Annotated in this window: 22 protein-coding genes; 11 read left to right on the top strand and 11 right to left on the bottom strand. The window is 43.1% G+C overall.

Annotated elements, in window-relative coordinates:
• Nucleotides 1-65: 65 nt before the first annotated feature.
• Nucleotides 66-200, bottom strand: a complete 135-nt coding sequence (locus PHU20_RS14665) for a hypothetical protein (RefSeq protein ID WP_274826139.1) — start codon at nucleotides 198-200, stop codon at nucleotides 66-68.
• A gap of 190 nt (nucleotides 201-390) precedes the next feature.
• Between PHU20_RS14665 and katG the strand changes: the two genes are divergently transcribed.
• From katG to PHU20_RS14645, 4 genes are all read left to right on the top strand, one after another.
• On the top strand, nucleotides 391-2,589 hold the full coding sequence (gene katG / locus PHU20_RS14660) for a catalase/peroxidase HPI (protein ID WP_420828679.1): 2,199 nt from the start codon (nucleotides 391-393) through the stop codon (nucleotides 2,587-2,589).
• 104 nt (nucleotides 2,590-2,693) lie between these two features.
• Nucleotides 2,694-3,170, top strand: a complete 477-nt coding sequence (locus tag PHU20_RS14655) for an ankyrin repeat domain-containing protein (protein WP_274826138.1) — start codon at nucleotides 2,694-2,696, stop codon at nucleotides 3,168-3,170.
• Between the two features lie 12 nt (nucleotides 3,171-3,182).
• Nucleotides 3,183-3,806: an NUDIX hydrolase N-terminal domain-containing protein gene (locus PHU20_RS14650; protein WP_274826137.1), complete on the top strand. Its 624-nt coding sequence runs from the start codon at nucleotides 3,183-3,185 to the stop codon at nucleotides 3,804-3,806.
• Between the two features lie 3 nt (nucleotides 3,807-3,809).
• Complete coding sequence (locus tag PHU20_RS14645) at nucleotides 3,810-4,589, top strand: nitrilase family protein (protein ID WP_274826136.1); 780 nt, start codon at nucleotides 3,810-3,812, stop codon at nucleotides 4,587-4,589.
• Here the strand turns inward: PHU20_RS14645 and PHU20_RS14640 are convergent.
• Nucleotides 4,573-6,189 (bottom strand): Ig-like domain-containing protein, encoded by a 1,617-nt coding sequence (locus PHU20_RS14640; RefSeq protein ID WP_274826135.1) that lies wholly within the window; start codon nucleotides 6,187-6,189, stop codon nucleotides 4,573-4,575. The two genes, PHU20_RS14645 and PHU20_RS14640, sit on opposite strands and share 17 nt — an antisense overlap.
• Nucleotides 6,190-6,282: 93 nt before the next feature.
• Entirely contained in the window at nucleotides 6,283-6,990 is a 708-nt protein-coding gene (locus PHU20_RS14635) for a ComF family protein (protein ID WP_274826134.1), read from the bottom strand.
• 42 nt (nucleotides 6,991-7,032) lie between these two features.
• Between PHU20_RS14635 and PHU20_RS14630 the strand changes: the two genes are divergently transcribed.
• Entirely contained in the window at nucleotides 7,033-7,929 is an 897-nt protein-coding gene (locus PHU20_RS14630; protein WP_274826133.1) for a hypothetical protein, read from the top strand.
• 36 nt (nucleotides 7,930-7,965) lie between these two features.
• Nucleotides 7,966-9,510 carry a glycine--tRNA ligase gene (locus PHU20_RS14625; protein WP_274826132.1) on the top strand — a complete coding sequence of 515 codons (1,545 nt, stop codon included), beginning with the start codon at nucleotides 7,966-7,968 and terminating at the stop codon, nucleotides 9,508-9,510.
• Between the two features lie 101 nt (nucleotides 9,511-9,611).
• Here the strand turns inward: PHU20_RS14625 and PHU20_RS14620 are convergent, their stop codons facing one another.
• Together PHU20_RS14620 and PHU20_RS14615 are read right to left on the bottom strand one after the other, a co-directional pair.
• The gene (locus PHU20_RS14620) at nucleotides 9,612-10,604 is read right to left on the bottom strand and encodes a hypothetical protein (RefSeq protein ID WP_274826131.1); all 993 of its coding nucleotides are present in this window, start codon (nucleotides 10,602-10,604) and stop codon (nucleotides 9,612-9,614) included.
• Between the two features lie 74 nt (nucleotides 10,605-10,678).
• A complete protein-coding gene (locus PHU20_RS14615) occupies nucleotides 10,679-12,760 on the bottom strand; it encodes a TonB-dependent receptor family protein (protein ID WP_274826130.1) in 2,082 nt (693 codons plus the stop codon).
• 274 nt (nucleotides 12,761-13,034) lie between these two features.
• Between PHU20_RS14615 and PHU20_RS14610 the strand changes: the two genes are divergently transcribed.
• On the top strand, nucleotides 13,035-13,925 hold the full coding sequence (locus PHU20_RS14610; RefSeq protein ID WP_274826129.1) for a leucine-rich repeat domain-containing protein: 891 nt from the start codon (nucleotides 13,035-13,037) through the stop codon (nucleotides 13,923-13,925).
• A 46-nt stretch (nucleotides 13,926-13,971) separates the two neighbouring features.
• On the opposite strand, the gene PHU20_RS14605 is transcribed toward PHU20_RS14610, so the two are convergent.
• Complete coding sequence (locus PHU20_RS14605) at nucleotides 13,972-14,490, bottom strand: hypothetical protein (RefSeq protein WP_274826128.1); 519 nt, start codon at nucleotides 14,488-14,490, stop codon at nucleotides 13,972-13,974.
• A 166-nt stretch (nucleotides 14,491-14,656) separates the two neighbouring features.
• Between PHU20_RS14605 and PHU20_RS14600 the strand changes: the two genes are divergently transcribed.
• Nucleotides 14,657-15,418: an exodeoxyribonuclease III gene (locus PHU20_RS14600; protein WP_274826127.1), complete on the top strand. Its 762-nt coding sequence runs from the start codon at nucleotides 14,657-14,659 to the stop codon at nucleotides 15,416-15,418.
• Between the two features lie 67 nt (nucleotides 15,419-15,485).
• Nucleotides 15,486-16,526 carry an aldo/keto reductase gene (locus PHU20_RS14595; RefSeq protein WP_274826126.1) on the top strand — a complete coding sequence of 347 codons (1,041 nt, stop codon included), beginning with the start codon at nucleotides 15,486-15,488 and terminating at the stop codon, nucleotides 16,524-16,526.
• A 104-nt stretch (nucleotides 16,527-16,630) separates the two neighbouring features.
• Here the strand turns inward: PHU20_RS14595 and radA are convergent, their stop codons facing one another.
• From radA to panC, 5 genes are all read right to left on the bottom strand, one after another.
• Nucleotides 16,631-17,992: a DNA repair protein RadA gene (radA, locus tag PHU20_RS14590; protein ID WP_274826125.1), complete on the bottom strand. Its 1,362-nt coding sequence runs from the start codon at nucleotides 17,990-17,992 to the stop codon at nucleotides 16,631-16,633.
• 78 nt (nucleotides 17,993-18,070) lie between these two features.
• Nucleotides 18,071-19,213: an alpha/beta hydrolase gene (locus tag PHU20_RS14585; RefSeq protein WP_274826124.1), complete on the bottom strand. Its 1,143-nt coding sequence runs from the start codon at nucleotides 19,211-19,213 to the stop codon at nucleotides 18,071-18,073.
• 27 nt (nucleotides 19,214-19,240) lie between these two features.
• Nucleotides 19,241-20,206 (bottom strand): lysylphosphatidylglycerol synthase transmembrane domain-containing protein, encoded by a 966-nt coding sequence (locus PHU20_RS14580; RefSeq protein WP_274826123.1) that lies wholly within the window; start codon nucleotides 20,204-20,206, stop codon nucleotides 19,241-19,243.
• A 4-nt stretch (nucleotides 20,207-20,210) separates the two neighbouring features.
• Nucleotides 20,211-20,561: an aspartate 1-decarboxylase gene (gene panD, locus PHU20_RS14575; RefSeq protein ID WP_274826122.1), complete on the bottom strand. Its 351-nt coding sequence runs from the start codon at nucleotides 20,559-20,561 to the stop codon at nucleotides 20,211-20,213.
• A 13-nt stretch (nucleotides 20,562-20,574) separates the two neighbouring features.
• Nucleotides 20,575-21,420, bottom strand: a complete 846-nt coding sequence (gene panC / locus PHU20_RS14570; RefSeq protein ID WP_274826121.1) for a pantoate--beta-alanine ligase — start codon at nucleotides 21,418-21,420, stop codon at nucleotides 20,575-20,577.
• Nucleotides 21,421-21,524: 104 nt separating this feature from the next.
• Between panC and PHU20_RS14565 the strand changes: the two genes are divergently transcribed.
• The gene (locus PHU20_RS14565; RefSeq protein WP_274826120.1) at nucleotides 21,525-22,334 is read left to right on the top strand and encodes a glycogen/starch synthase; all 810 of its coding nucleotides are present in this window, start codon (nucleotides 21,525-21,527) and stop codon (nucleotides 22,332-22,334) included.
• Between the two features lie 408 nt (nucleotides 22,335-22,742).
• Nucleotides 22,743-24,590 (top strand): glutamine--fructose-6-phosphate transaminase (isomerizing), encoded by a 1,848-nt coding sequence (glmS, locus tag PHU20_RS14560; protein ID WP_274826119.1) that lies wholly within the window; start codon nucleotides 22,743-22,745, stop codon nucleotides 24,588-24,590.
• Nucleotides 24,591-24,636: the final 46 nt, after the last annotated feature.

The following is a 24,636-nucleotide window of genomic DNA, read 5'->3' as shown; positions in this document are numbered from 1 at the left end:
AATAAATCCTTAATGATGCTTTCCCGTATCTAACCTATAAGGGGAAGTGGTATTTGTTTTATAATTCAATGGGGTTCCCTAAGACCTTCAAGGGTATGGCTTGAGTATTCTTGTGTTCGTAACAATCCTGTAACGGTCTTATCACGTTCTTCATCGGTGATTCCTGAAGCATCGATACCTAAAGCAGCTAGGTTCAGCACAATAAGGCATTTATTTATTGTGGGTTAACGATATAATTAAGGAAATGGCCCAAATCTACCATAGACAATATATATTACGATATAGTACATTGATATTAGAAATCTATGGTGATTGTACGACTGCACCCTATTTTTGAGCAAGTATAATTTAAAAGTCAATAGATAAATCAACATTTTAATACGAAGAGCTATGGATCCAAAAAACAGTAAAGACAATTCAATTTCGGAAATGGGCAGTGGAGGCAAATGCCCTTTTCTACATGGAGGGAACACATCAACAGGGGCCTCGGTAATGGATTGGTGGCCAAACGCACTCAATTTGGATATTCTGCATCAGCATGATACCAAAACAAATCCTTTGGGAAATGATTTTGATTATCGCGAAGCGTTGAAGAATCTGGATGTGGCCGCGCTGAAGAAAGATTTGCATGATTTGATGACCGATAGCCAAGACTGGTGGCCCGCGGATTGGGGGCACTACGGTGGATTGATGATCCGTATGGCTTGGCATGCCGCCGGTTCCTATAGAATAGCGGATGGTCGCGGGGGTGGAGGCACAGGGAACCAACGTTTTGCCCCATTGAATTCCTGGCCTGATAATGTAAGTTTGGATAAGGCGAGAAGGTTACTGTGGCCTATTAAAAAGAAGTACGGGAATAAAGTGAGCTGGGCAGATTTGATTATCCTTGCAGGTACCATTGCCTATGAAAGTATGGGACTTAAAACTTTTGGTTTTTCATTTGGACGTGAGGATATTTGGCACCCGGAGAAAGATGTCTATTGGGGAGCGGAAAAAGAATGGTTGGCACCCAGTGATGAACGTTATGGAGACGTTGATCATCCTGAAACCATGGAAAATCCATTGGCGGCCGTACAAATGGGATTGATCTATGTAAACCCAGAAGGGGTAAACGGTAAGCCAGACCCTTTAAAGACGGCTGCTCAAGTACGTGAAACTTTCGCGCGTATGGCCATGAATGATGAAGAAACGGTAGCGCTAACCGCAGGCGGACATACCGTAGGTAAAACTCACGGAAACGGGGATGCCGGTATTTTGGGTCCAGACCCGGAAGCAGCACCGGTTGAAGCCCAAGGATTAGGTTGGTCGAATCCACATAAATCGGGAGTAGGGCGATATACCGTGACCTCCGGTTTGGAAGGGGCATGGACAACGCATCCGACGAAATGGGATGGCGGTTTCTTTGAAATGCTTTTTAATCATGAGTGGGAACTTCGTAAGAGTCCGGCCGGGGCTTGGCAATGGGAGCCGGTAAATATTAAGGAAGAAGATAAACCCGTGGATGTCGAAGATGCAGCGATTCGTCACAATCCGATGATGACAGATGCGGATATGGCGATGAAAATGGATCCCGTCTACAGGGAAATCGCTATAAAGTTCATGGAAGATCAGGACTATTTCTCAGACACTTTTGCCAGGGCTTGGTTTAAGCTTACCCATAGGGACATGGGGCCAAAATCGAATTACTTCGGTCCTGATGTACCACAGGAGGATTTGATCTGGCAAGACCCGGTTCCGGCAGGGAAAAGGGATTATGATGCCGAGGCAGTAAAGGCCAAAATCGGAGCCACCGGTTTGTCCACTGCAGATATGGTCGCTACCGCTTGGGACAGTGCAAGAACCTTCCGAGGTTCGGATATGCGTGGTGGGGCAAATGGCGCCAGAATCAGATTGGCACCTCAAAAAGATTGGTTGGGAAATGAGCCTAAGCGTTTGTCACGTGTTTTATCGGTTCTGGAACCGATCGCCGCGGAATTCGGTATAAGCGTTGCCGATACCATCGTATTGGCCGGTAATTTAGGAATAGAACAAGCAGCCAAAGAAGCCGGCTATTCAATTACCGTACCTTTTACGGCTGGCCGTGGAGATGCCACCGAAGAAATGACCGATGCGGATTCCTTTGCACCGTTGGAGCCATTGGCAGATGGTTACCGCAATTGGATAAAGAAGGATTACATCGTGAGCCCGGAAGAAATGATGTTGGACCGTACGCAATTAATGGGGCTTACAGCTCCGGAGATGACCGTTTTGGTTGGAGGTATGCGTGTAATGGGAACCAATTATGGGGGCGTAAAACATGGCGTATTTACCGATAACGAAGGGGCGTTGACCAACGATTTCTTTGTAAACTTGACAGATATGGGCAATGTTTGGAAACCCGCGAGCAAAGAACTTTATGAGATCCGGGATAGAAAGTCAGGGGATTTAAAGTGGACCGCAACTCGTATGGACTTGGTCTTTGGTTCAAATTCGATCTTACGTTCCTATGCAGAGGTCTATGCCCAGGATGATAATAAAGAAAAATTCGTGAAAGATTTCGTCGCCGCTTGGAGTAAGGTTATGGATCTTGATCGTTTCGATTTGGCTTAATCCTTGTCGATTGACCCGAATAATCAATATATTACCTATTAGATAATGGATAAACTATCACATCGGGGTGTACTTGATGTGATAGTTTTAAAACATCATATTTTATGACCTATACCATAAATGATTTTTTTGACGAAATAAGAAAAGGAAATTTGGAAAAGGTAGTCGAGATACATTCAGCGGATCCAGGCTTACTGAATTCAAAAGATTCAAGGGGCTCTACCCCATTAATATTGGCAACGTATTACGGACATCTCGGGATTACCCGGTTCTTGCTTGAAAATGGCGCGGAATTGGATGCAAAGGATGGCTCGGGCCATACGGCTTTATTGGGTGTTTGTTTTAAAGGCCATACCGAAGTTGCGAAAGCCTTGATCGCCCATGGCGCTGACGTGAATGTGCAAAGTACTACCGGGGCAACGCCTCTTATTTATGCCGTTGCATCAAATAGGGAAGATATCGTCGAAGTACTGTTGGCCGAAAAGGCGGATATCTCCATTAAGGATGCCCGCGGTTTTACGGCATTGGACCATGCCAAAATCGGGGGTAACCACAAACTTATCCAATTGCTCGAAAATTAGTAATATTGGTCTATGGAAAAAGACCAAAACCTGGAATGGGTTAAACGGATAAAGGCCTTGGCGGATACGGGACTGGTATATGCCGAGGATGAATACAATAAGGAACGTTATGAGGAACTTCGGGAGCTAAGTCTACGGTTGTTGGGTCATATGGCCCGTCAGCCCTTACCGGTGCTTAACGATTTTTTTATGCCCGATGTGGATTATCCGACGGTAAAGGTCGATGTCAGGGGATTTGTATTGAACGATGCAGGGCATATTTTAATGGCCAAGGAAAAGGTGGATGGTAAATGGACGATCCCTGGGGGTTGGGCCGATATAGGATTTACACCGGCTGAAGTAGCTGTAAAGGAAATCGAAGAGGAGACGGGCCTTCAATGTTCGGTAAATCGACTATTGGCAGTTTATGATAAACGGATGCACCCACATCCGCCCCAACCCTTTTATATTTATAAATTGGTATTTTTATGCCATGTGGAAAAAGGAAAGCTTCAACATGGTTTCGATATGGACGGAGCGGCATTTTTCGATATTGAAGCGCTCCCCGAATTATCCACGGACCGTATCCTGGATTCGCAGCTACACCATTTGTATACCATGGTAAAGAACAAGGATACGAATGTTTATTTTGATTGATCTATGGGACAGAATGAATTGAACATTGCCTTGGTCCAGACCCCATTGGCCTGGGAGGATCCGGAAAGGAATAGGGCAGGTCTGAGTGGGAAATTCAAATCACTTTCCCCAAAGGTCGACGTTGTGGTTTTGCCCGAAATGTTCACTACGGGGTTTACCATGAACCCCGGGAATATAGATACGGCTGAAAGTCGTAAAACCTTGGACTGGATGCTGCTGGAGGCCAAAACATACCAGACGGCCATCATGGGGAGTATCGCCCATAAAGAAGGGGGTAATTATTACAATCGGTTATTTTTTGTTGAAGCGGATGGGACGGTCACACACTATGACAAACGACATGCTTTCACCTTGGCAGGGGAAGACAAGGTCTATGCTACGGGGACTGATCGATTGATTATAGATTATAAAGGGTTTAGGATCAACCCCATGATATGTTATGATCTTCGTTTCCCGGTTTGGGCCAGGAATACAGGGGATTACGATGTACTGGTTTATGTGGCCAATTGGCCCAAACAACGAATCGCTGCCTGGGACGCCCTTCTAAAAGCCCGTGCCATTGAGAACATGTCGTATTGTATCGGGGTAAACCGCTGTGGTTTCGATGCTTCGGGTTATGAATATTCCGGTCATTCGGCCGTATATGATTGCTTGGGAGAACAAATAGTATTTTCCGAATCGGAAACGATCCTTTATGCCACATTAAAAAAAGACCATATTGTTGCCCTAAGGGAAAAGCTTAAATTCCTGGATGATAGGGACGGGTTTATTCTGAAATCCTAAAGGTCTGCTCCATCTCCCAATTGGCCCTTAATTCAATGACATCGGGATAATAGGTCACCCTTTCGGGTTGTATGCCTTTTAAATAATTTCCGGTATCCCACTTCTTGTTCCCGTTCGCATCAAAAATGACACGAACAAGGTATTTGGAGGGTTCTAGCCGGTTGAATTCGAACAATTGGGGTTCGTCGGCATACAGCTCACGTTTTATTTCCCCGTTTTCCTTGGTTAGTTGAACTACCATGGGATAATCTTCGGGACGGGCGATGATGTTCACACTCAAGTTGCCGTAATCGGCATAGCTCTTGGTCGAAAAACGGATATAGAGGGTATCGTTTTGGCTTCCGAAGAAATCGGTAAGCGCCCCAGGGTATAGTCCTAAAACGTATTTTTCTTCAGGTTCCTTGGTAAAATCAAAATCCACTTTATTTTGTATACTGTCCAAGGTGGCCGTAAAATCGACATAGAGGGAATCTTTATCGATCATCCATATTTTAGAAGTATCGATCGCGGTCAAGGGCGTATTGGTCCTTAGGGTCATGGGCGTATGGAAATCCACGGATCCACTTTGGTTGGCTTCGATTTTCAAAGAATCAAAAGCTACCTTACGGGGTTTGACCGTAAAGGTGTCGATGGCGTTGAACGTTTCGTTCCTGACTGCAAAAATCAAGGAATCCATTTCAAAAGGGGTAAACCAAAAGTTGAGGGTATCTTTTTCGAACTCCTTGAGGGTGGTGGTTTTCACCGTATCGGGGATTTCAGTGAGAAGCGATATGTCAATATCCTTTCCATCCCCAAAATAACCGAACATGATTTTATTTTCGGCAGCAAAACTAGGCACCGAAATTTTATAATTCGGGATTTCGTTGAATAACGTTAGGAGAAAGGTCGAATCGGTAGGTATCGATACAGTGTCTTTGATAAAACCTATTTTATCCTGGTTTTGGTCGAACATATTGTTTTTGTTCCCATCTTTCAAGGCGAACAATGCGTATTTTCCCGCCTTTAGATTTCTTAAGGTGAAAATAACGGCACTATCCAAGGTATTGGTAATATAGTTCGGGGGTTTTTTGAAAATGGTAGAGTCGGTATAGGCCGAGTCGATCTCATAGAGCATCACACTGACGAAATCATCGACTTTTTGATTAAAGGCATCTTTCACGGCTCCCTTGATTTCCAGGGAATCGATATAACTCCCGGTAGAAAATACATAAGTGAAAAACCGATTCGGATTACCTTCATTATTGTCCACGATACTCTGGCCAAAATTCATGGTATAGGTCGTGTTCTCCTGAAGGGTGTCCTTGATGACGATCTCGACATATTTGCTGGCACTTCCTTGAGGGGTGATCACCGGCGTGGTTTTCAGCGGAGGTGAGATGATCAGTTGTTCCTGAACGTCTTCCAACTTTATCAATTCATCAAAATACAATCGAATCTTGTTGGCCTTGAAATTAATCGACATGTTTTCGGGATCGGCCTTTACCAATTGAGGGGGGGTAACATCTTTTGGGCCTCCTGTAGGCCTTCCACGGCTCGCACATTGCACCAACGCAGCGCCAATGAAAAAGAGAAAAACATATGCGGAAATTCGTCTGAACATCTATTTTGATATCTAGGCGACAAAGTAACACATAATTTGGAAAATGACTTCAAGAATTAACAAACCTTACAAGTTATCCTGCTAAAAAAGTATTCAGGTCAACGGGACAACGGCCATGCTGGTAATATAAATGGTGACCCCTGGGACTTCAAGGAGGGTCTTGGCACAGATTTCCATGGTTGCACCAGTGGTAATGACATCGTCTACCAAAAGGATTTTCCGATTTTCCAATTGCGCTGGATTTCTTACAACGTATAATGACTTATTATTTTGCCAACGGGCAATTCTGCTTTTCTTGGTTTGTGTTTTGGTATTGGAGGTCTTGATCAGTGCGTCCTCTATAAAACCGGCATTCAGGTGATAGGACAAACGCCTACCAAAGGCAGAAACCTGGTTATAGCCCCTTTTTCTTAATTTTTTACGATGTAAGGGAACAGGTACTACAAAATCTATCGGTTCCAAATAATTGTTCTCGGCAATGATCTGTCCGTGCCAATCCCCCAGAAAAACCCCTATTTTTTCTTGGTTTTTGTACTTTAAATGATGGATTAGGTTTTTTACGATGCCGTTTTCGATGAAGAAAAGGAACGAATTTGCCTTTTTTATGTTAATTCTACCATAAAAAATACGGTCAACCGCATTTTCTACGTTAAAGCTATAATCGGTGAGAGGTAATTGATTTCGACAAACGGTACACAAATGATGCTCTCCTCTATATAAATGTGCATTACATCCAAAACACACGTGGGGTAGGAGTACCGAGTTGATGTCTTTTAGTATCTTTGATAGCTTAGTATACACAGATCTTAAGTTTAATAACCTACTTAAAGCCGACTTTGATTAATGGACGGACAAGATAATAAATTCAATTACAAGATTATTCTGGCTGCTTTGGTTGCTGTGATCATTGGGATACTCATCGCATTTTACTATAGCTATGCCCAATCTGAAAACAAAATCAATTATTTGGAGAAGGAAAAGGAAATTTTGGTGAAGGATCTTACTTTGATGAAGGCCGATGTAGATCGATTGACCGCACTCAATGAAGTTAACGAGATAGAGATACAAGGGGCCCGATATGAAGTGCAACAGCTATTGGACTCTGTAGGCCGTCTTACATTCACCATAGAAAAGTTACGCGAATTTAAATCCGAGCTTCGTAGGTTGGAAGCTAAAAACGATAGCTTAAAACTAAAGAACAACTTCCTGCGCTATAATAATATGCTGCTCACCAATAAGGTAGAAGAGTCACAGTCCCAGTTGGAAGCCTTGCGGGAAGCCAGCAGTTCGATTGCCAAGGCCGAAGCTTTACAACGTCAAAAAATATTGGAACTCAACAAGGAGCTTAAGACGAAAAGTTATCTGAAACTTCAAGGTGCCGAAGGCTCAAGTTTTAGGTTGCGTGGCGGTAAACCCCTTAGGACGAATAAAGCCTCCACGGTCGAGAAATTACGTGGCTGCGTCACCATAAGTGCCGATCCTACGATGATCCAACAGGAGAAGGTACTTTATTTCCAGTTTTTAGGACCCAATATGGGGGTTATCGAGGATAATGCCAATATCATAACCGTAAACGGTAATGTGTACAGTAAACGCGTTGAACTGGTTTTTATGGGGGAAGAAACCCAGATATGCGACTTCATTACCATTCCGGAAGGTTCCTTGAGTCCAGGAAACTATACCTTGAATATCTTTGAGGACGAAAGATTATTGGACTCTGCAGAATTTCAGTTAAAATAGCATTATGCTTTTGGGGGAATATTCTATTTTTGCCAAATGGCAAAACAAGACGACGATTTTAAAAAGGTAATTTCACACGCAAAGGAATATGGTTATGTATTCCAATCCAGTGAAATATATGACGGACTAAGTGCTGTGTATGACTATGCACAGAACGGTTCCGAACTCAAAAAGAATATTAGGGAATACTGGTGGAAAGCCATGGTGCACCTCAATGAGAACATCGTTGGGATCGATGCGGCCATTTTTATGCATCCCACCACTTGGAAGGCCTCCGGCCACGTAGATGCCTTCAATGACCCTTTGATAGACAATAAGGATTCCAAAAAAAGATACCGGGCCGATGTACTGATCGAAGATCATGTGGCCAAGATCGAGGCCAAGATCGAAAAGGAAGTTGCCAAAGCAGCTAAGCGTTTCGGCGATGCCTTTGATAAGGAACAATTCCTGGCTACCAACCAAAGAGTGCTCGATTATCAGGAAAAAGCGGACGGAATCTTAAAAAGAATGGGAAGGTCATTGGAAAATGAGGACCTGGCCGATGTAAAAAGCCTAATCGAGGAACTTGACATTTCCTGTCCAATGTCGGGCTCTAAGAACTGGACCGACGTTAAACAGTTCAACCTTATGTTCGGGACTAAATTGGGGGCTTCGGCAGAAAGTGCCATGGACTTGTATTTACGTCCTGAAACCGCACAAGGTATTTTTGTGAACTTCTTGAATGTACAGAAAACAGGTCGTATGAAAATCCCATTTGGGATTGCCCAGACGGGGAAGGCCTTTAGAAATGAAATCGTTGCGAGGCAGTTCATCTTTAGAATGCGTGAATTTGAACAAATGGAAATGCAATTCTTCATTCGTCCCGGCTCCCAACAAGAATGGTATGAAAAGTGGAAGGAAAACCGATTGAAATGGCATTTGTCCTTAGGAATGGGCGAAGAGAACTACCGTTTTCACGACCATGAAAAACTGGCGCATTATGCCGATGCCGCCGCCGATATCGAATTTAGGTTCCCCTTTGGTTTTAAAGAACTCGAAGGAATACACTCAAGAACCGATTTTGATTTAAGTCAGCACGAAAAACATTCAAATAAAAAACTGCAATATTTCGATCCTGAACTCAAGGAAAATTATGTGCCTTACGTTGTTGAAACCTCCATTGGTCTAGACCGTATGTTCCTAGCGGTTTTCGCACATTCGTTGCAGGAAGAGGAACTTGATAACAATACCACAAGGACCGTATTGAAATTACCTGCGGTTTTGGCCCCTACCAAGGCAGCCGTATTGCCATTGGTGAAAAAAGACGGACTTCCGGATGTGGCCCATAAGATCATTGAGGACCTGAAATGGGATTTCAATGTTACCTATGATGAAAAAGATGCGGTCGGCCGACGTTATAGGCGACAAGATGCGGTCGGTACCCCTTTCTGTATTACGGTAGACCATCAATCACTCGAGGATCAAACAGTGACCATACGCCATCGGGATACCATGGAACAACGTCGTGTTGCCATTTCCGAAGTAAAGGGGATCATCCACAAGGAGGTCGATATGCGTTCTTGGTTGCAGCGAATGCAATAACCAACTGTACTGGTGAGACCTAAGATCGGGTTGTGGACTTGTATATAAGAAAACCTTTCAAGGAAAAGCCAATGTTTTTCCTTGAAAGGTTTTTTTTTCGGCTATTCGATATGGATCGGTCGCCAAACCCCGCCATATATTTCATCCTCAGTACCGAAGGCATGGGAGGCCGAAATGCCTTTACAGGGTCCCGAAAGGGCCTCGATTTTAAATCCGGTTACCGCTTTACGGGTGGTAATGGACTCAAAAACGGAAAAGGGCCGTTCCTTATTTTCCAAATCCAATCGCCCCAATTTGTAAATGACCGAATAAAAGGGACCTTTATCGCCAAGGTCCTCTGAGGCAGCGGCCCAAATATCCCCTTTTGCGTCTAAATGAAAATCGGTAATATCCCTTTTGGTTTCCGTATGTACCCAATTGCCGGGAACGGTAACGGGTATTCCCGCAAGGCCTTCATCTCCCATGTGGAAGGAATGGTCCTCTAAATTCAGTAGGCCCCATCGAACCACCCCATGGGGGCTATTGTCAGATCCGCCCCGCTCACCGAGCATGACGATCCTATGCCCTTTATCGTAGGGCAAACAGATAATCGCTTCATACTGATCTCCTACGACGGTCATGTCATTTCTGAACAACATCGGAATTTTAGTGCTTCCCAAAACTGTGGCACTTAAAGTCAAAGTATCCACTTTAACGTGGAAAATACGACCGTATTTACCTTGCCAGTTTCCCGATTCCGCAAGTAAATATTCATTTTTCCTTTCTGGTATGGCACAGATGCTTTCCAAATCGTTTGCAATACCTTCATCTCCCCATGAATCGACCTTTATAGGGGAAACGATCAGGGATGAAGGGGTGACCCTGATCAAACCCAACCGTGCATTTGCGCTATTTCTTTTTAGGTCATATACGGCCAAATAAGAATGGTCGTCAATTTGTTCCATCCCACTTGATCCACCACTCAATTTAAGCGTTTGGATCAATCCGTGGTCAGGGTCCGCGTTTACCTTACCTATTGATTTTTGCGTTGTACATGCTGTTAGGGCCAGTATGGACCCAATAAGTATCCAAAAAAGGGAATGAAAGATTTTCAAGGTGTTGGGTTATGGTTTTCAGTAAATCAAAATTCAATACGAAGTTAATTAAAACGGAGTGGGGAGAATGAAGGTTATAATTTATAATTCAATAGGAGGCTTCCATAATAATTCCGATCGTTTCCAGGGTAATAATAGCGGGGCTCACTATCCCCAAAAGCTACGGCATTGATCAGAACCGATCGGGCATATTTGCTAGCTGTCATATTGTTGATCCCAAAATCAACACCTATTGTGAAACCTTTAAAAAGTTCCTTTTTATAACCAATTCGGGTATGTAGCAAATTATAGGAATCACTATAAGAGGTATTGGCATCGGTCAATGGTATGCCACTTACGTATTGATGGGTGATATTCCAATAAAGGCCATTGCCCCATAGCATTTGTAAGCCACTGTTAAACCGATGTTTGGGTACCCCGGTCAAGGGATTACCCGAGTAATCGTTGTCCCCATCCACAAAATCCAGAAATCTATGGTTGCTGTACGAGTAACTGAGAAAGGGGGTTAGTCGGAAGTTGGGGGCAGGCGTTAACGAATAATCCATATCTACTTCAATACCTTGGTGTTTGGTTTTGCCAGCATTCTTGCCGATATATTCATCCTCACCTACGCGCTGGGCAACCAATAGGTTTTTTATAGCCATGCGGTAAAGGGCCACATTGACCTTTAGCTTGTTGTTGTCAAGGGAAAACTGGCTGCCCAATTCATAGTTGGTACCTGATTCCTGTTCGATCTCCGGATTGATGGCCCCATCCGGAGTCAGGGTTTCTTCCAAACTTGGATTGGAAAAACCACGACTGATGTTCAAATAGAGCTCTTGCTTGGGATAGAAAATGTACTTTAAGGTAAGACTTGGTAAAACGATTGCGTCAAAGGAACGTTGGCCACTGGTGTTTTCGGTACCTGTATGGTATAAATCCCTAAAATCGTATTTGGTTTTATTGATGTTCAATCCTAGTTGCCCCCAAAAATACTGGGCAAAGGGAAGGGTCAAGGTGCCAAAAACATTGAATTGCGACCTAAATTCCTTATTGTCGCTCAAGGCGTCACCTTGCAAACTACCATTGTTCGTATTGGATTCATATAGATTTTCATACGTACCCCAGCGGTATTCATCTTTGTAAAGTTCCGTACCGATCGAATATTGCGCACGTTGTCCACCTAAATCAATATCACCCAAGAAGCGGGTTCTAAATCCGAAGCCATTGGTATATTCATCCAGGATATTGAACGGGCGGGGTTCGTAATGGTCCAAATAGGTATAAAACAGACTTGTGGTATTTGAGAAATGGGCATTGAAATCATGGGAATGGGAAAGTGCGGCCAGGGTATACTTATTGGCTTCATACCCTTGGGCTGCTTTCCATGTATAAGCTGCTTGGGTAGGGTCTTCCTCAAAATCACTTTGACTCAGGGAGCTTGCTATTTGGGCGGTGTAATCGATATAATTCAATAAAAATGCAATTTTATTCTTCGCATCTATCCGGTAAGAGGTGTTCAATAATAGTCCGTCACGCTCAAAACGGCTGTTTTCACGATAACCATCCATATTCATATGGCCATATCGGAATTCCAAAGCCAAATTATTGTCGGTATGGGTAAAACCCATATGGTTTTTGACCAGCCCATAGGATCCCACGGTAAGGTTGTTCGTAACGGTAGTCGCTTGTTGAAGGGCCTCTTTGGGGTTGAGTAGTATCGCTCCTCCCAGATTGGCACCAAAAGCTGTTCCTTTAGGGCCTTTAATGATCTCTATCGAGTTCATGTCCTCTAGGTCGAAAGCTTCAATGGTTGAAAAACCGGTACCGTTGGTTATGGGAATTCCATTATAGTAGAGTCTGATCTTATCTGTACCGTACGGGGTTCTCGCACCGACGCCACGAATGGTGATGCGATTGGTGTTCAATGCTCCCGAAAGTACATAAACCCCTGAAACTTGGTTTAGGGAAGTGGTTATTTCCACCGGGCTATTATTTTGGAACACCTTGGCGCCTATAATCCGTGAGGGTATGATACCCGTTGCTTGTTTGGCTTTTAATGAATCTACCAATACAACTTCCCTTAGTTGCGTAATACTATCCTTTAAGATGATTTCTTGTGCGAAGGAGCTAAAGGGAATACTTGATAAACCCAGGATCAACAGTACTAATCTCATAGCTCTAAGATAACTAACAAAAAACGGTATTTGTGATATAAGGAAGTTGTTTTTACTATATACCTTATGGGTTATCATTGCTTTATGAAATTACGGCGGTTCGTCAAAAAAACCAAATGAAGTAAAATTCTTACAACATTTATGTGTTTTATGGCAACAAATGTTTTGCTGTTTACAACAAAATGCCTTATAAATTCGTTTAAAAAGGCAAGTATTCCTACTTTAGAAACCTAAAGATAAGGTAAGACTCTATTATTCTAATGGCTTAAAACACATGATGGTAAAAAAAATATTTTGGCCTTTTGTCTTTTTTATGGTCTTTTCACCAATGTTCGGAAAAGTACCCCAGACAGAAAAAGAAGTACTATTGGAGCTGTTTAAAAACACCCACGGGGAAAATTGGACGAATACTTGGTCACTGAACAAGCCTGTCACAAAATGGTATGGCGTTGCGGTTGAAGATAATCATGTTGTTGGTATTGACTTGTTCAATAACAATCTAATAGGGCAGTTGCCCGAGTCTATATTCAAATTGAAAAACCTTAAGGTGCTCAATGTCGCCTTCAACCATTTGGAGGGCCGAATTCCCGATGGGATTACCGCCTTAAAGCAGTTAAGGGTTTTACGTATGGGAAAAAATGCCTTGACCGGACCAATTCCCGAACATATTGGCGATTTAAAATCGTTGGAGGTTTTGGATCTGTACGATAATGATCTTTCAGGCGTGTTGCCTTCCGGCCTAGGGAAGTTGGAAAATATGGAATTCTTGGTATTGTCTAGCAATGGCTTACAAGGAGAAATCCCGGAATCCATTGGGGAATTGTCGAAGTTGGAAGGCTTGGAGCTGGGGAGTAACCATATCCAAGGCGCAATACCTGAAAGTCTGGGGAAGCTGGTGAACTTAAAACGTTTGGTACTTTTTGAAAACCAGTTAAGCGGAACGGTACCCGATGCCATTCTTTCATTGCCCAATTTGGAAATGCTCCAATTGCAGAACAACGAATTTGGTCTGGATCTTGCTTTTCATGAATCGGTAAAAAAAGCGAATTATGCTTTTTTTGATGTTGGGGACAAAACTTTGCGTTTTGAGGATAACCCAATACCTAAATTTGATTTAAAGGGGGAGACGAGAATGGCGGACATCATTTTCGAAGACGAAGAGTAAAAACCTCCGTGGTTTTTCGGTTCTATCTTTCGGGCCATGGCTTTTGCTAAAATCGGATGCCTATTGACAATGCCGCGCGGAACATAAACGTATCCTGGTCATCTTTTGGGTTTATATTCCTTCCTAGACCTGCATTTACTTCCAAACTGAATTTCCCGCTTTGGGTCATCCATTTATTACCGATACCCAGGCCGAGAGCGGTAGTGCCATAATCGTTATTTCGAGCCCCAAGTTCGCTTTCCGGAACTTCATCCTCTCCGGTATAATAAAGACCAAAAGCCTCGGCAAAGAAACCACTACGTGGCAAATACCCGAAATAGGCCCTTAGATTGGGTCCTATCCCGAAATTCCCGTTATAATCGGTAGCATCGCCATTAAAATAAAGTGTACCACCAATACTGGTGTCCTCATTGAAAAAATACTCATAAGATCCCTCAACGGTAGCATTGGCCAAAAACAGACCGATATTGAATTTAACTTCATTGTTAGCGGTGAATCGGGGATAGGCTTGGGCATTGGCCATACCTACACTTAACAAGGCAATGGCAAGATATAGATTTTTCATAGGGTAATGTTTACGTCTTCCCAGTCCAAATCAAATCCTGTTCCAAAGTGGTAATATTAGGACGTAATATCGGATTTGGGTACTTTGGGCAAGGATTTTGGATAAGTAGGACACAGGGGCCCTTCGAACAAAAAACAATCCTTATTTTTGGTCAAAAATCAGAAGTTTGAAAATAGCATCTTATAATGTGAACGGCATACGGGCCGCTATAAAAAAAGGGTTCTTGGACTGGTTGAAAGCGGCAGGTCCCGATGTAATTTGCCTACAGGAAATAAAGGCGATGAAAGAACAATTGGACCTTTCAATGTTCGAAGAGGCCGGGTATTCGTACAATTATTGGTTCAGTGCCCAAAAAAAAGGGTATAGTGGGGTGGCCATCTTGAGTAAGGATAAACCGGAACAAGTGGTGTATGGTACCGGTATCGATTATATGGATTTTGAAGGTAGGAACCTTCGTGCCGATTTCAATGGCGTATCCATCATGAGTCTGTATTTGCCTTCCGGGACCAATATGGATAGATTGGATTTTAAATTGCGGTATATGGCCGAATTCCAGAATTATGTGGACGATCTGAGAAAGGAATATCCGAATTTGATCATCCTTGGCGATTACAATATCTGCCATGAGGCAATTGATATACATGACCCTGTCCGTAATAAGAATGTATCGGGCTTTTTACCCGTAGAAAGGGAGTGGATCGGCAACTTTATCAAGAGTGGATTCATAGACAGTTTCCGGCATTTGAACAAAGAACCCGATAATTATACCTGGTGGACCTATCGTGCCAATGCCAGGAACAACAATAAAGGCTGGCGCTTGGATTACGGAATGGTAAGTGAGCCATTGGAAAGCAAAATCAAACGTAGCGTGATCTTGCCCGATGCCAAACACAGTGACCATTGTCCTATTATGGTCGAATTGGGTTAAAACCGGTCAAGAAACCATTCCGGAAAAACATAAAAGGAGTTTAGGAATAAGGGAAGAAATATTTTAAATGATCTATACCACATTACCGCATACCGATATTAAAGTAAGCAAAATTTGCCTCGGAACCATGACTTGGGGTAATCAGAATACAGAAGCCGAAGGTCATGAACAGATGGATTATGCCATTGATCAAGGCGTTAATTTCTTTGATACGGCAGAGCTTTATCCCATACCGGCCCATCCCGACTATCAGGGCCAAACCGAAAGGATTATCGGCACTTGGTTCAAAAAGAATAAAAATCGGGATCGGATTGTCCTGGCCTCCAAGATCGCTGGCAATGGGGACTATTCGAAGTTCATACGTACAACCGGCTTTTCGAGGGAATCGATAATAGAAGCGGTCGAAGGGAGTTTGGCACGTCTTCAGACCGATTATATCGACTTGTATCAGCTACATTGGCCAGAACGTAGCACCAATTATTTTGGTCAAAGGGGGTACCGGCATGAAATCAGTGACTTTTGGGAAGATAATATCCATCAAGTCTTGGAAACATTGCGCGATTTGGTCAAGGAGGGAAAAATAAGGAAGGTGGGCCTATCAAATGAAACGCCTTGGGGTACCATGCGGTATTTAGAGGAAAGCAAAGTACACCGGAACCTTCCTAGAATGATTACCGTCCAAAATCCATATAACCTTTTAAACCGGTTGTTTGAGGTGGGATTAAGTGAGATTTCGATGCGGGAAAATATCGGTTTATTGGCTTATTCCCCTTTAGGTTTCGGGGTGTTGAGCGGCAAATACCTAGGGGGCAACTTACCTGATAATTCCAGATTGGCCCTTTTCCCGAATTATAATAGATATGGGAGTGCAAATGCTTCGATGGCCACTCAAAAATATTTTGAGCTTGCCCGGGAACATGGGCTGTCATTGGCACAAATGGCCTTGGCGTTCGTTAATTCAAGACCTTTCCTGACAAGTACCATTATTGGCGCGTCTACCTTACCACAGCTTAAAGAGAACATAGGGAGTGTGGATGTGGCCCTTGACAAGGTGCTTCTCAAAGGCATTGAAGAGATCCATGATACAATACCGAATCCATCACCCTAAAACCATACTATGCATTTTTTGAAAATAGGTTTCGGACAGCTTGTCCTGATCATCGTCGTCATTTTGATCATCCTTGTTTTTGCAAGGATCATGCGGGATAAGCGCTAGTCGAATAGACTACTTACGACATCCTCGATTCTTGCGACCAGCTCAATATTGATTTTAGCGTTTTTTAGGCTTATTTTATTGTTTTTGGAAACATAAATGGTATTGAAGCCTAATTTTTCAGCTTCGAGGATACGTCGTTCTACCCGTTGTACGGGCCTGATTTCACCGGCAAGGCCAACTTCCGCCGCAAAACAGACCCCTTTTTCAATCGGAATATCGGAATTACTGGAAAGAATGGCGGCGATAACGGCGAGGTCCAATGCCGGATCATCGACCGATATGCCCCCTGTAATATTCAAGAAGACATCTTTGGCCCCCAATTTAAAGCCGGCACGTTTCTCGAGTACCGCAAGGAGCATATTCAATCTTTTGGCATTGTAGCCCGTAGTGGAACGCTGTGGGGTACCGTAAACCGCGGTACTGACCAAGGCTTGTATTTCGATCATTAAGGGACGCATACCTTCTACGGTCGAGGCGATGGCCGTGCCACTGAGTCTTTCGTCATTTTTAGAGATCAGTATTTCGGAGGGATTGTTCACTTCCCGTAATCCACTGCCCTGCATTTCGTAAATGCCAAGTTCGGCAGTAGATCCAAACCGGTTTTTCAGTGCCCTAAGGATACGGTAAACATAATTACGGTCCCCTTCGAATTGGAGCACGGTATCGACCATGTGTTCCAGGATTTTAGGTCCGGCTATGGATCCGTCTTTTGTGATGTGCCCGATCAGTATTACCGGCGTATTGGTTTCCTTGGCAAATTTGATGAGTTCCGCGGTACATTCCTTTATTTGGGAAATGCTTCCCGCAGCGGATTCGATATAATCGGAATGCAAGGTCTGTATGGAATCAATGACCACGATATCGGGTTCCATGGCCTCGATTTGTTTAAAGATATTCTGGGTTTTCGTTTCCGTGAGGATATAGCAATTTTCACTGCTGGGAAGAATACGGTCTGCCCGCATTTTGATTTGTTTTTGGCTTTCCTCCCCAGAAACATACAAGGTTTTGAAGGGTAGTTTTAAGGCGATCTGTAGCAATAACGTACTTTTGCCGACACCTGGCTCCCCTCCCAACAATACCAATGATCCGGGAACGATTCCGCCACCTAAAACCCGATTGAATTCCTGGTCATAGGTGTTTAACCTCAATTCTTTGTCGGTGCTTATTTCATTGATCCGTAAAGGTTTGGCTATTTTTTTTGATGTTCCGGAAGGTAATTTCCAGCTCTTTTTGTCTTCTTTTTGAACTACTTCCTCAACAACGGTGTTCCATTCCTTGCAAGCAGAACATTGTCCTACCCATTTAGCATATTGGGTACCGCAGTTTTGACAGAAAAATGCTGTTTTGGTTTTGGCCATTACCTTTTTTTTGGTTCTGGCTAAAGATAAAGCAAACTTTTAAAAAAATGGGGTCTTTGTACTTTTTCCCGACCTATTTCAATAGCCGAAATCAGCCTTTAGCGCATCGATCTTTTCAAGGGCCATTTCCTTGGTGAGAAAATCGATTTCATCCATTCCAAAGGCCTTTTCAAAGGTACGAAGTGCTTTTTTGGGCTCCCCCAATTGCTCGTAATATTCCCCTTCAAAATAAAATCCCAACATGGTATCGGGAAATTCGGCCTTACACAGGTCGGATAAAGGTTTGAGGGATTCATAATCCTCCTTTTTCCGTGAACCGGCATAGATGGCCATGATGTCGTTGAGGTCTACCGGTTTTTTGATGCCGAACAGACTTTCTATGTTGGTATATTTATTTTCCAGATAGTTGTACACCGGTTCGTCGGAGGTCAATATCTTGGTCTTGTATTCTTTTGGGCTGATGGGTTTGAACATTCCGAAGATATTATCAAACGCTTTACCGATACCATAGGTGACAACCGATAAATGATCGGCACTTGGATACGTATCAAAATAGTAATGCAGGGTTTCTTTGTCAATGGCCTTTATGGCATTGTCCATGGCAAGAATGCGTTGGGTATATTTGTTTTTTTCCCCTTCCAAGATCAGTTGATAAAAGATTTGCTGATCTAATGCCTGTAATCGCGAGGGTATATTTGTTTCCATATCCGGGGCCAAAGTTGGGGATATGTTGATATAGGCATTGAACAATGAACGATCTTTGAATAACCAATAATTTTCGTAATTCGCCGTAATATCATAGCCCACGATCATTTTAAAAGGTGCCGTGTTATAATTTAAATCGAGATAGGGAATGATCTCCATACCCAAGAATTCAAAAAATTTGCTTCCCTTATCTTCGGGCAGGCCGGTTTCCGGGTCAAAAGCACAATCGTCGTATCGGATACCTTCCTTACTTTGATGGACACCTACGACAATACACTCGGGCATACCATGGAATTTGCTGTAGTATTTGGCGGTGGCGACCACCTGTTCAAAAAGATAGTCGGCATCAAGGACGACAATAAGGGGGTGTTTATTTTCCTCGTTGTATTCCTCAGGAAAATAATAACTTACATCCCTTCTTTCCTGGAGTTTAAAGGATTCGAAAATCTCTTTGGTGACTTGGGCATTGAGGCCAAAGCACAAAAGGAAGGTATACAGTAGGAGTAATCGTCGCATAAAACAGCTTTTGGGTAACGGGTAATGTTACCGGTTTCTGTTCATTAACGGTAATACCAGAAAAGATATTGCCCCGAATGCCACGACTATTACCGTTTGTGAAATCCACATGATCCATCCGAAGGCATCACCGGAAACCTTGGAGATACCGAAAATGGCCAAGGCCTTACTTACGGCAATCGGGTACAGGCCTATGCCACCGTTTGTGGTGGTAATTGCAAATGCCCCGGCCACAAAGGCGACCAAGAGTTGGCCAATGGTCAGGTCAACGGTTTCGGCTACCGTATTTTTGATTACTACGAACATACCGATATAACAGGCCCAGATGAGAAGGGTAAAGAATACGAAAGACCACTTGTTCTTCATTTTGAAAATACTCAAAACCCCATCTAACAGACCTTTGACGAAAATTTTGATTTTTACCGCAAATCCGTTGGAGGATCTTTTTATGAAGATGAAGAAGAACAATGCGGCTAAGATGCCGGCCGCGATCAATAAGAGTATTTTATTGTAATCGAATCCCATGTCCTGGAGAAATTCCAGGATGATCTCCGTTTGCATAAAAAGGGTAATGGTGATAATGGTCAGGAGCATGATCAGGTCGATGACCCTTTCGGTGACAATGGTACCGAATCCTTTTTCAAAAGGCACACCTTCGTAAGTGGTCAAAGCGGTAGCCCGCAATATTTCACCCGATCTTGGAATTCCCAGATTGGCAAAATAAGAAACCAGGATAATCAAAAGGTTATTGCTGAATTTTGGTTGGTACCCCAACGGTTTCAGGAGGTAATTCCAGCGAATGGCACGTGCAAAATAGGCGATGATCCCCATAAGTACGGAAAGCCCCACCCAAAACAAATCGGCCTCTTTGATATGGTACATGATTTGTTCCCTGTCTGTTTCGGAGGTCGAATTGTACCAGTACCAAACCAAAAAAACTCCCAATGCGATTGGGAGTATGGTTTTTAAGCTTTTTTTTAGGTTTGCCGTCAAAAAATCAATTTAACAGGTTCGTCACCTCGTTTGGGAATACCAAGGCCGGCTTGAATTTTTTAGCCTCTTCGATATCCATTCTTGCATAGGTGATCAAGATCAACACGTCCCCAACGGCCACTTTACGGGCCGCGGCACCATTCAGGGTAAGTTCGCCACTGCCCCTTGGTCCTGGAATAACATAGGTTTCCAATCGTTCACCATTGTTATTGTTCACGATCTGCACTTTCTCTCCTTGGATAATGTTTGCAGCCTCCATCAAATCCTCATCTATGGTAATACTACCAATATAGTTTAGATCCGCACCGGTAACTTTAATCCGGTGTATTTTAGATTTTACAACTTCTATTTGCATGGTACAAAGGTAATTAATTAAGCGCTAAGTTATCTATGAGTCGTATACCTTCAGCATAAACAGCTATAAACGCCCTGTATTTTTTGTTATTTTCTTTCGTTACAATCGGTTCTAATGTATCCGCTTGGGCAATCTGTATATATTCGAGTTCCAGATAGGGGTTCGCTTCGAATTGTTCGGTTACCCAGTCCATAATATCAGTAGCACTTTCCGTGCCAAATTTCTCTTTGGCAGTCTTAAGGGTTTTGTAAATGAAAGCGGCCTCCTCCCTATTGTTTTTCGATAACCTTTCGTTTCGCGAACTGAACGCAAGTCCGTTAGCTTCCCTTACAATGGGGCAGCCAACGATTTCTACAGGGATGTTCCTGATCTGGGTTAACTTCCGAATGATCTGGAGTTGTTGATAGTCTTTTTCGCCAAAATAGGCCCTAGTGGGTTCGACCAAATTCAAAAGTGCTTCGACAATGGTACCTACACCATCAAAATGCCCTTCCCTAAAAGCGCCTTCCATCACTTTGTCCAAACCATCAAAATCATAAGTCGTCGAAGCTACCTTCTCCGCATACATCTCTTTAACGGTCGGCGCGAATACGATGATGTGTTTTGCGATTTTTTCAAGAACCTTTAAATCGGCCACCATGGTCTGTGGGTAGTTCTCAAGGTCCTCAGGGTTGTTGAATTGGGTAGGGTTTACAAAAATACTCACCACGACCACCGAATTCTCTTGAACCGCTCTTTTGACCAAGGCTGCATGACCTATATGTAGGGCCCCCATAGTAGGAACAAGCCCTAAACTTTCGTTTTTTTTCAAGGACGAAAGATGATTTCTTAATTCTTTTCTGGTATCGATCAGCAACATAGCTTTGGTTTAAAAAGGGAGCAAAATTACTATAAATACTGGTAATCTGCATAATTTTTGTAATTTTGCATCAATCTTTTCAAGATAAATAAAATATTGCTTTTATGAATGGTAAAAAGATATTGTTTGTATCTTCAGAATTAGTCCCCTACCTTCCAGAGAACGAAGTTTCCTTAATGTCATACGAAACCCCTAGGATGGTCAACAGCAATGGTGGCCAAATAAGGATATTCATGCCTCGATATGGGAACATCAATGAACGCAGGCATCAACTGCATGAGGTGATCCGACTGTCGGGGATGAACCTTGTCATTAACGATATGGACATGCCTTTGATCATCAAAGTAGCTTCCATTCCAAAAGAGCGTATACAGGTTTACTTTATCGATAATGAAGAGTATTTTAAAAGAAAGGCAACCTTTACCGATACGGAAGGCAATCTTTTCGAGGACAATGACCAAAGGGCCATTTTCTTTGCGAAAGGGGTTGTCGAAACCGTTAAAAAATTAAACTGGTCACCCGATATCATCCATGTACATGGTTGGATGGCTTCCCTTTTGCCCTTGTATTTGAAAAAATACTATGCCGATGAGCCCTTGTTCGGGGACAGTAAGATCGTCACCTCGGTCTATGGGCAAGGTTTTGAAGGCGAATTGGATAAGGATATGATCCATAAGATCGCTTTTGATGGGGTACCCGAAGAAAGTATAAGTGCCCTTGAAACCCCCAATTACAATAATTTGTTGAAAGTGGCCGTGGATTATTCCGATGCCATTATTTTGGCTGCGGAGGAAATACCCGAAGAACTGGAAAATTACATTTCCAGCCTTGAAAAACCCGTTTTGTCTTATGTTCCTTTACAAGGTTTTGAGGAAGCGTATGCCAAGTTCTATAATACGGAAGTCCTGGAATAAACTACAATCGGTTTTTAGGTAATTTGAATGCTCCAAGATCAAGGGGCTAAAGTGTCTTGTCGTGGATTTCTGGGAAAATCGTATAGCGACCATTGGGCCGTGCATGGTTTGTGTACAGGTCGTTTCAGAACAATAAATCGGGCTTAAAGTATTTGCTATCCCCAACAAATCAGGGCGGAAATGGCCCATTTATCGGTGTTCATCAACTTGGGACGTTTTTCTGAAAAACGACTTCAAAAGGATGGGAATGCTACTTCCCTTGGATACGGATCATGGCATGATATTAAGAGGTTAAAATATACAACTTACAGATTTTTATCGTTTTATATCTATCTTAGTAGCGACTTATCCTACTTAAGGATATATTTGTATTACTTCATTCAAAAGCAATTTTTTAAATATAAAGTTATGTGTGGAATTGTGGGTTATATAGGACATAGGGATGCATATCCGATTATTGTTAAAGGACTTCAACGATTGGAATACCGGGGTTATGACAGTGCCGGTATAGCCCTGTTCGACGGAAAGGGGATCAATCTTTCCAAGACAAAGGGGAAGGTTGAGGACTTAGTGAAAAAATCCACCGAATCAATTCCATTGGAAGGTACTTTGGGCCTTGGTCATACCCGATGGGCGACCCATGGGGTACCCAATGATGTCAATTCGCACCCACACTATTCCAATTCAGGGGATCTGGTCATCATCCATAACGGGATAATTGAGAATTATGAATCCATACGAAAGGAACTGATCAATAGGGGCTATGTTTTTACCTCGGATACGGATACCGAAGTTTTGGTCAATCTTATCGAGGAGGTACAGAAGGCCCAAAACGAAAAACTGGGCAAGGCGGTTCAAATTGCCCTTAACCAGGTCGTAGGAGCTTATTCCATTGCCGTTTTTGACAAGAAAAAACCGGATGAAATCGTCGTGGCTAAACTAGGTAGTCCGTTGGCCATAGGAATTGGTGAGAACGAGTATTTCATTGCTTCCGATGCCTCTCCATTCATCGAATTCACGAATAATGCCATTTATTTGAAAGATGAGGAAATGGCGATCATACGCCTAGGGAAAGAAATCAAGTTAAGGAAAATTAAGGATGATGCCATAGCCTATCCCCATATTTTGGAACTCCAGATGAATTTGGAGGAAATTGAGAAAGGAGGATACGAGCATTTTATGTTAAAGGAGATCTATGAGCAGCCTAGGGCGATCATGGATACCTATAGAGGCCGTTTAAAGGTTGAAGAAAGGTTGATCAAGATGTCCGGTGTTGACGAAAATCTGGAAAAATTCATGAATGCCAATAGGGTTATTATCGTGGCTTGCGGTACTTCATGGCATGCGGGTTTAGTGGCGGAATATATTTTTGAGGATTTGGCCCGTATTCCCGTGGAAGTTGAATATGCCTCGGAATTCAGGTATAGGAACCCGATCATTACCGATAAGGATGTATTGATCGCGATATCCCAGTCAGGGGAAACCGCAGATACGTTGGCCGCTATAAAATTGGCCAAGGAAAATGGGGCCTTTGTGTTCGGTGTCTGTAATGTCGTTGGGTCCTCTATTGCCAGGGAAACCCATGCAGGGGCCTATACGCATGCCGGACCGGAAATCGGGGTTGCCTCTACAAAGGCATTTACGACACAGATAACGGTTTTAACGTTACTGGCCCTTAAGTTGGCCAAAGAAAAAGGAGTGCTTTCGACTGAGCAATTCCAAGGGTTTTTGACCGAGTTGGAAACAATTCCTGCCAAAGTGGAAAAAGCCCTGGGGTCCAATCCACTTGTTGAGATTATCGCCGATGTCTATAAAGATTCTCCCAATTGCCTGTATTTAGGTAGGGGATATAATTTCCCCGTTGCCTTGGAAGGGGCCTTGAAATTAAAGGAAATCAGTTATATCCATGCCGAAGGGTATCCTGCGGCGGAAATGAAACACGGCCCGATAGCCTTGATAGACGAACAGATGCCGGTCATTGTTATTGCGACCAAGAAGGGACATTATGAGAAAGTAGTGAGTAATATCCAAGAAATAAAATCTCGAAAGGGTAAGATCATTGCCATCGTGACCGAGGGCGATACGCAGGTAACCGAGTTGGCAGACCATATCATCGAGGTCCCTGAAACCTTCGAGAGCTTAACACCATTGTTAACGACCATTCCTTTACAGTTGTTATCTTATCATATCGCGGTAATGCGGGGTTGTAATGTAGATCAACCCAGAAATCTAGCGAAATCCGTTACGGTCGAATAGCGAAAATCGTCCAAATTAACAAAAAAAGGCCATGATACGTATCATG

The sequence above is a fragment of the Maribacter polysaccharolyticus genome, assembly GCF_028882255.1.
GTDB classification, from domain to species: domain Bacteria; phylum Bacteroidota; class Bacteroidia; order Flavobacteriales; family Flavobacteriaceae; genus Maribacter_A; species Maribacter_A polysaccharolyticus.
This window is presented reverse-complemented; position numbering and strand designations above follow the sequence as displayed.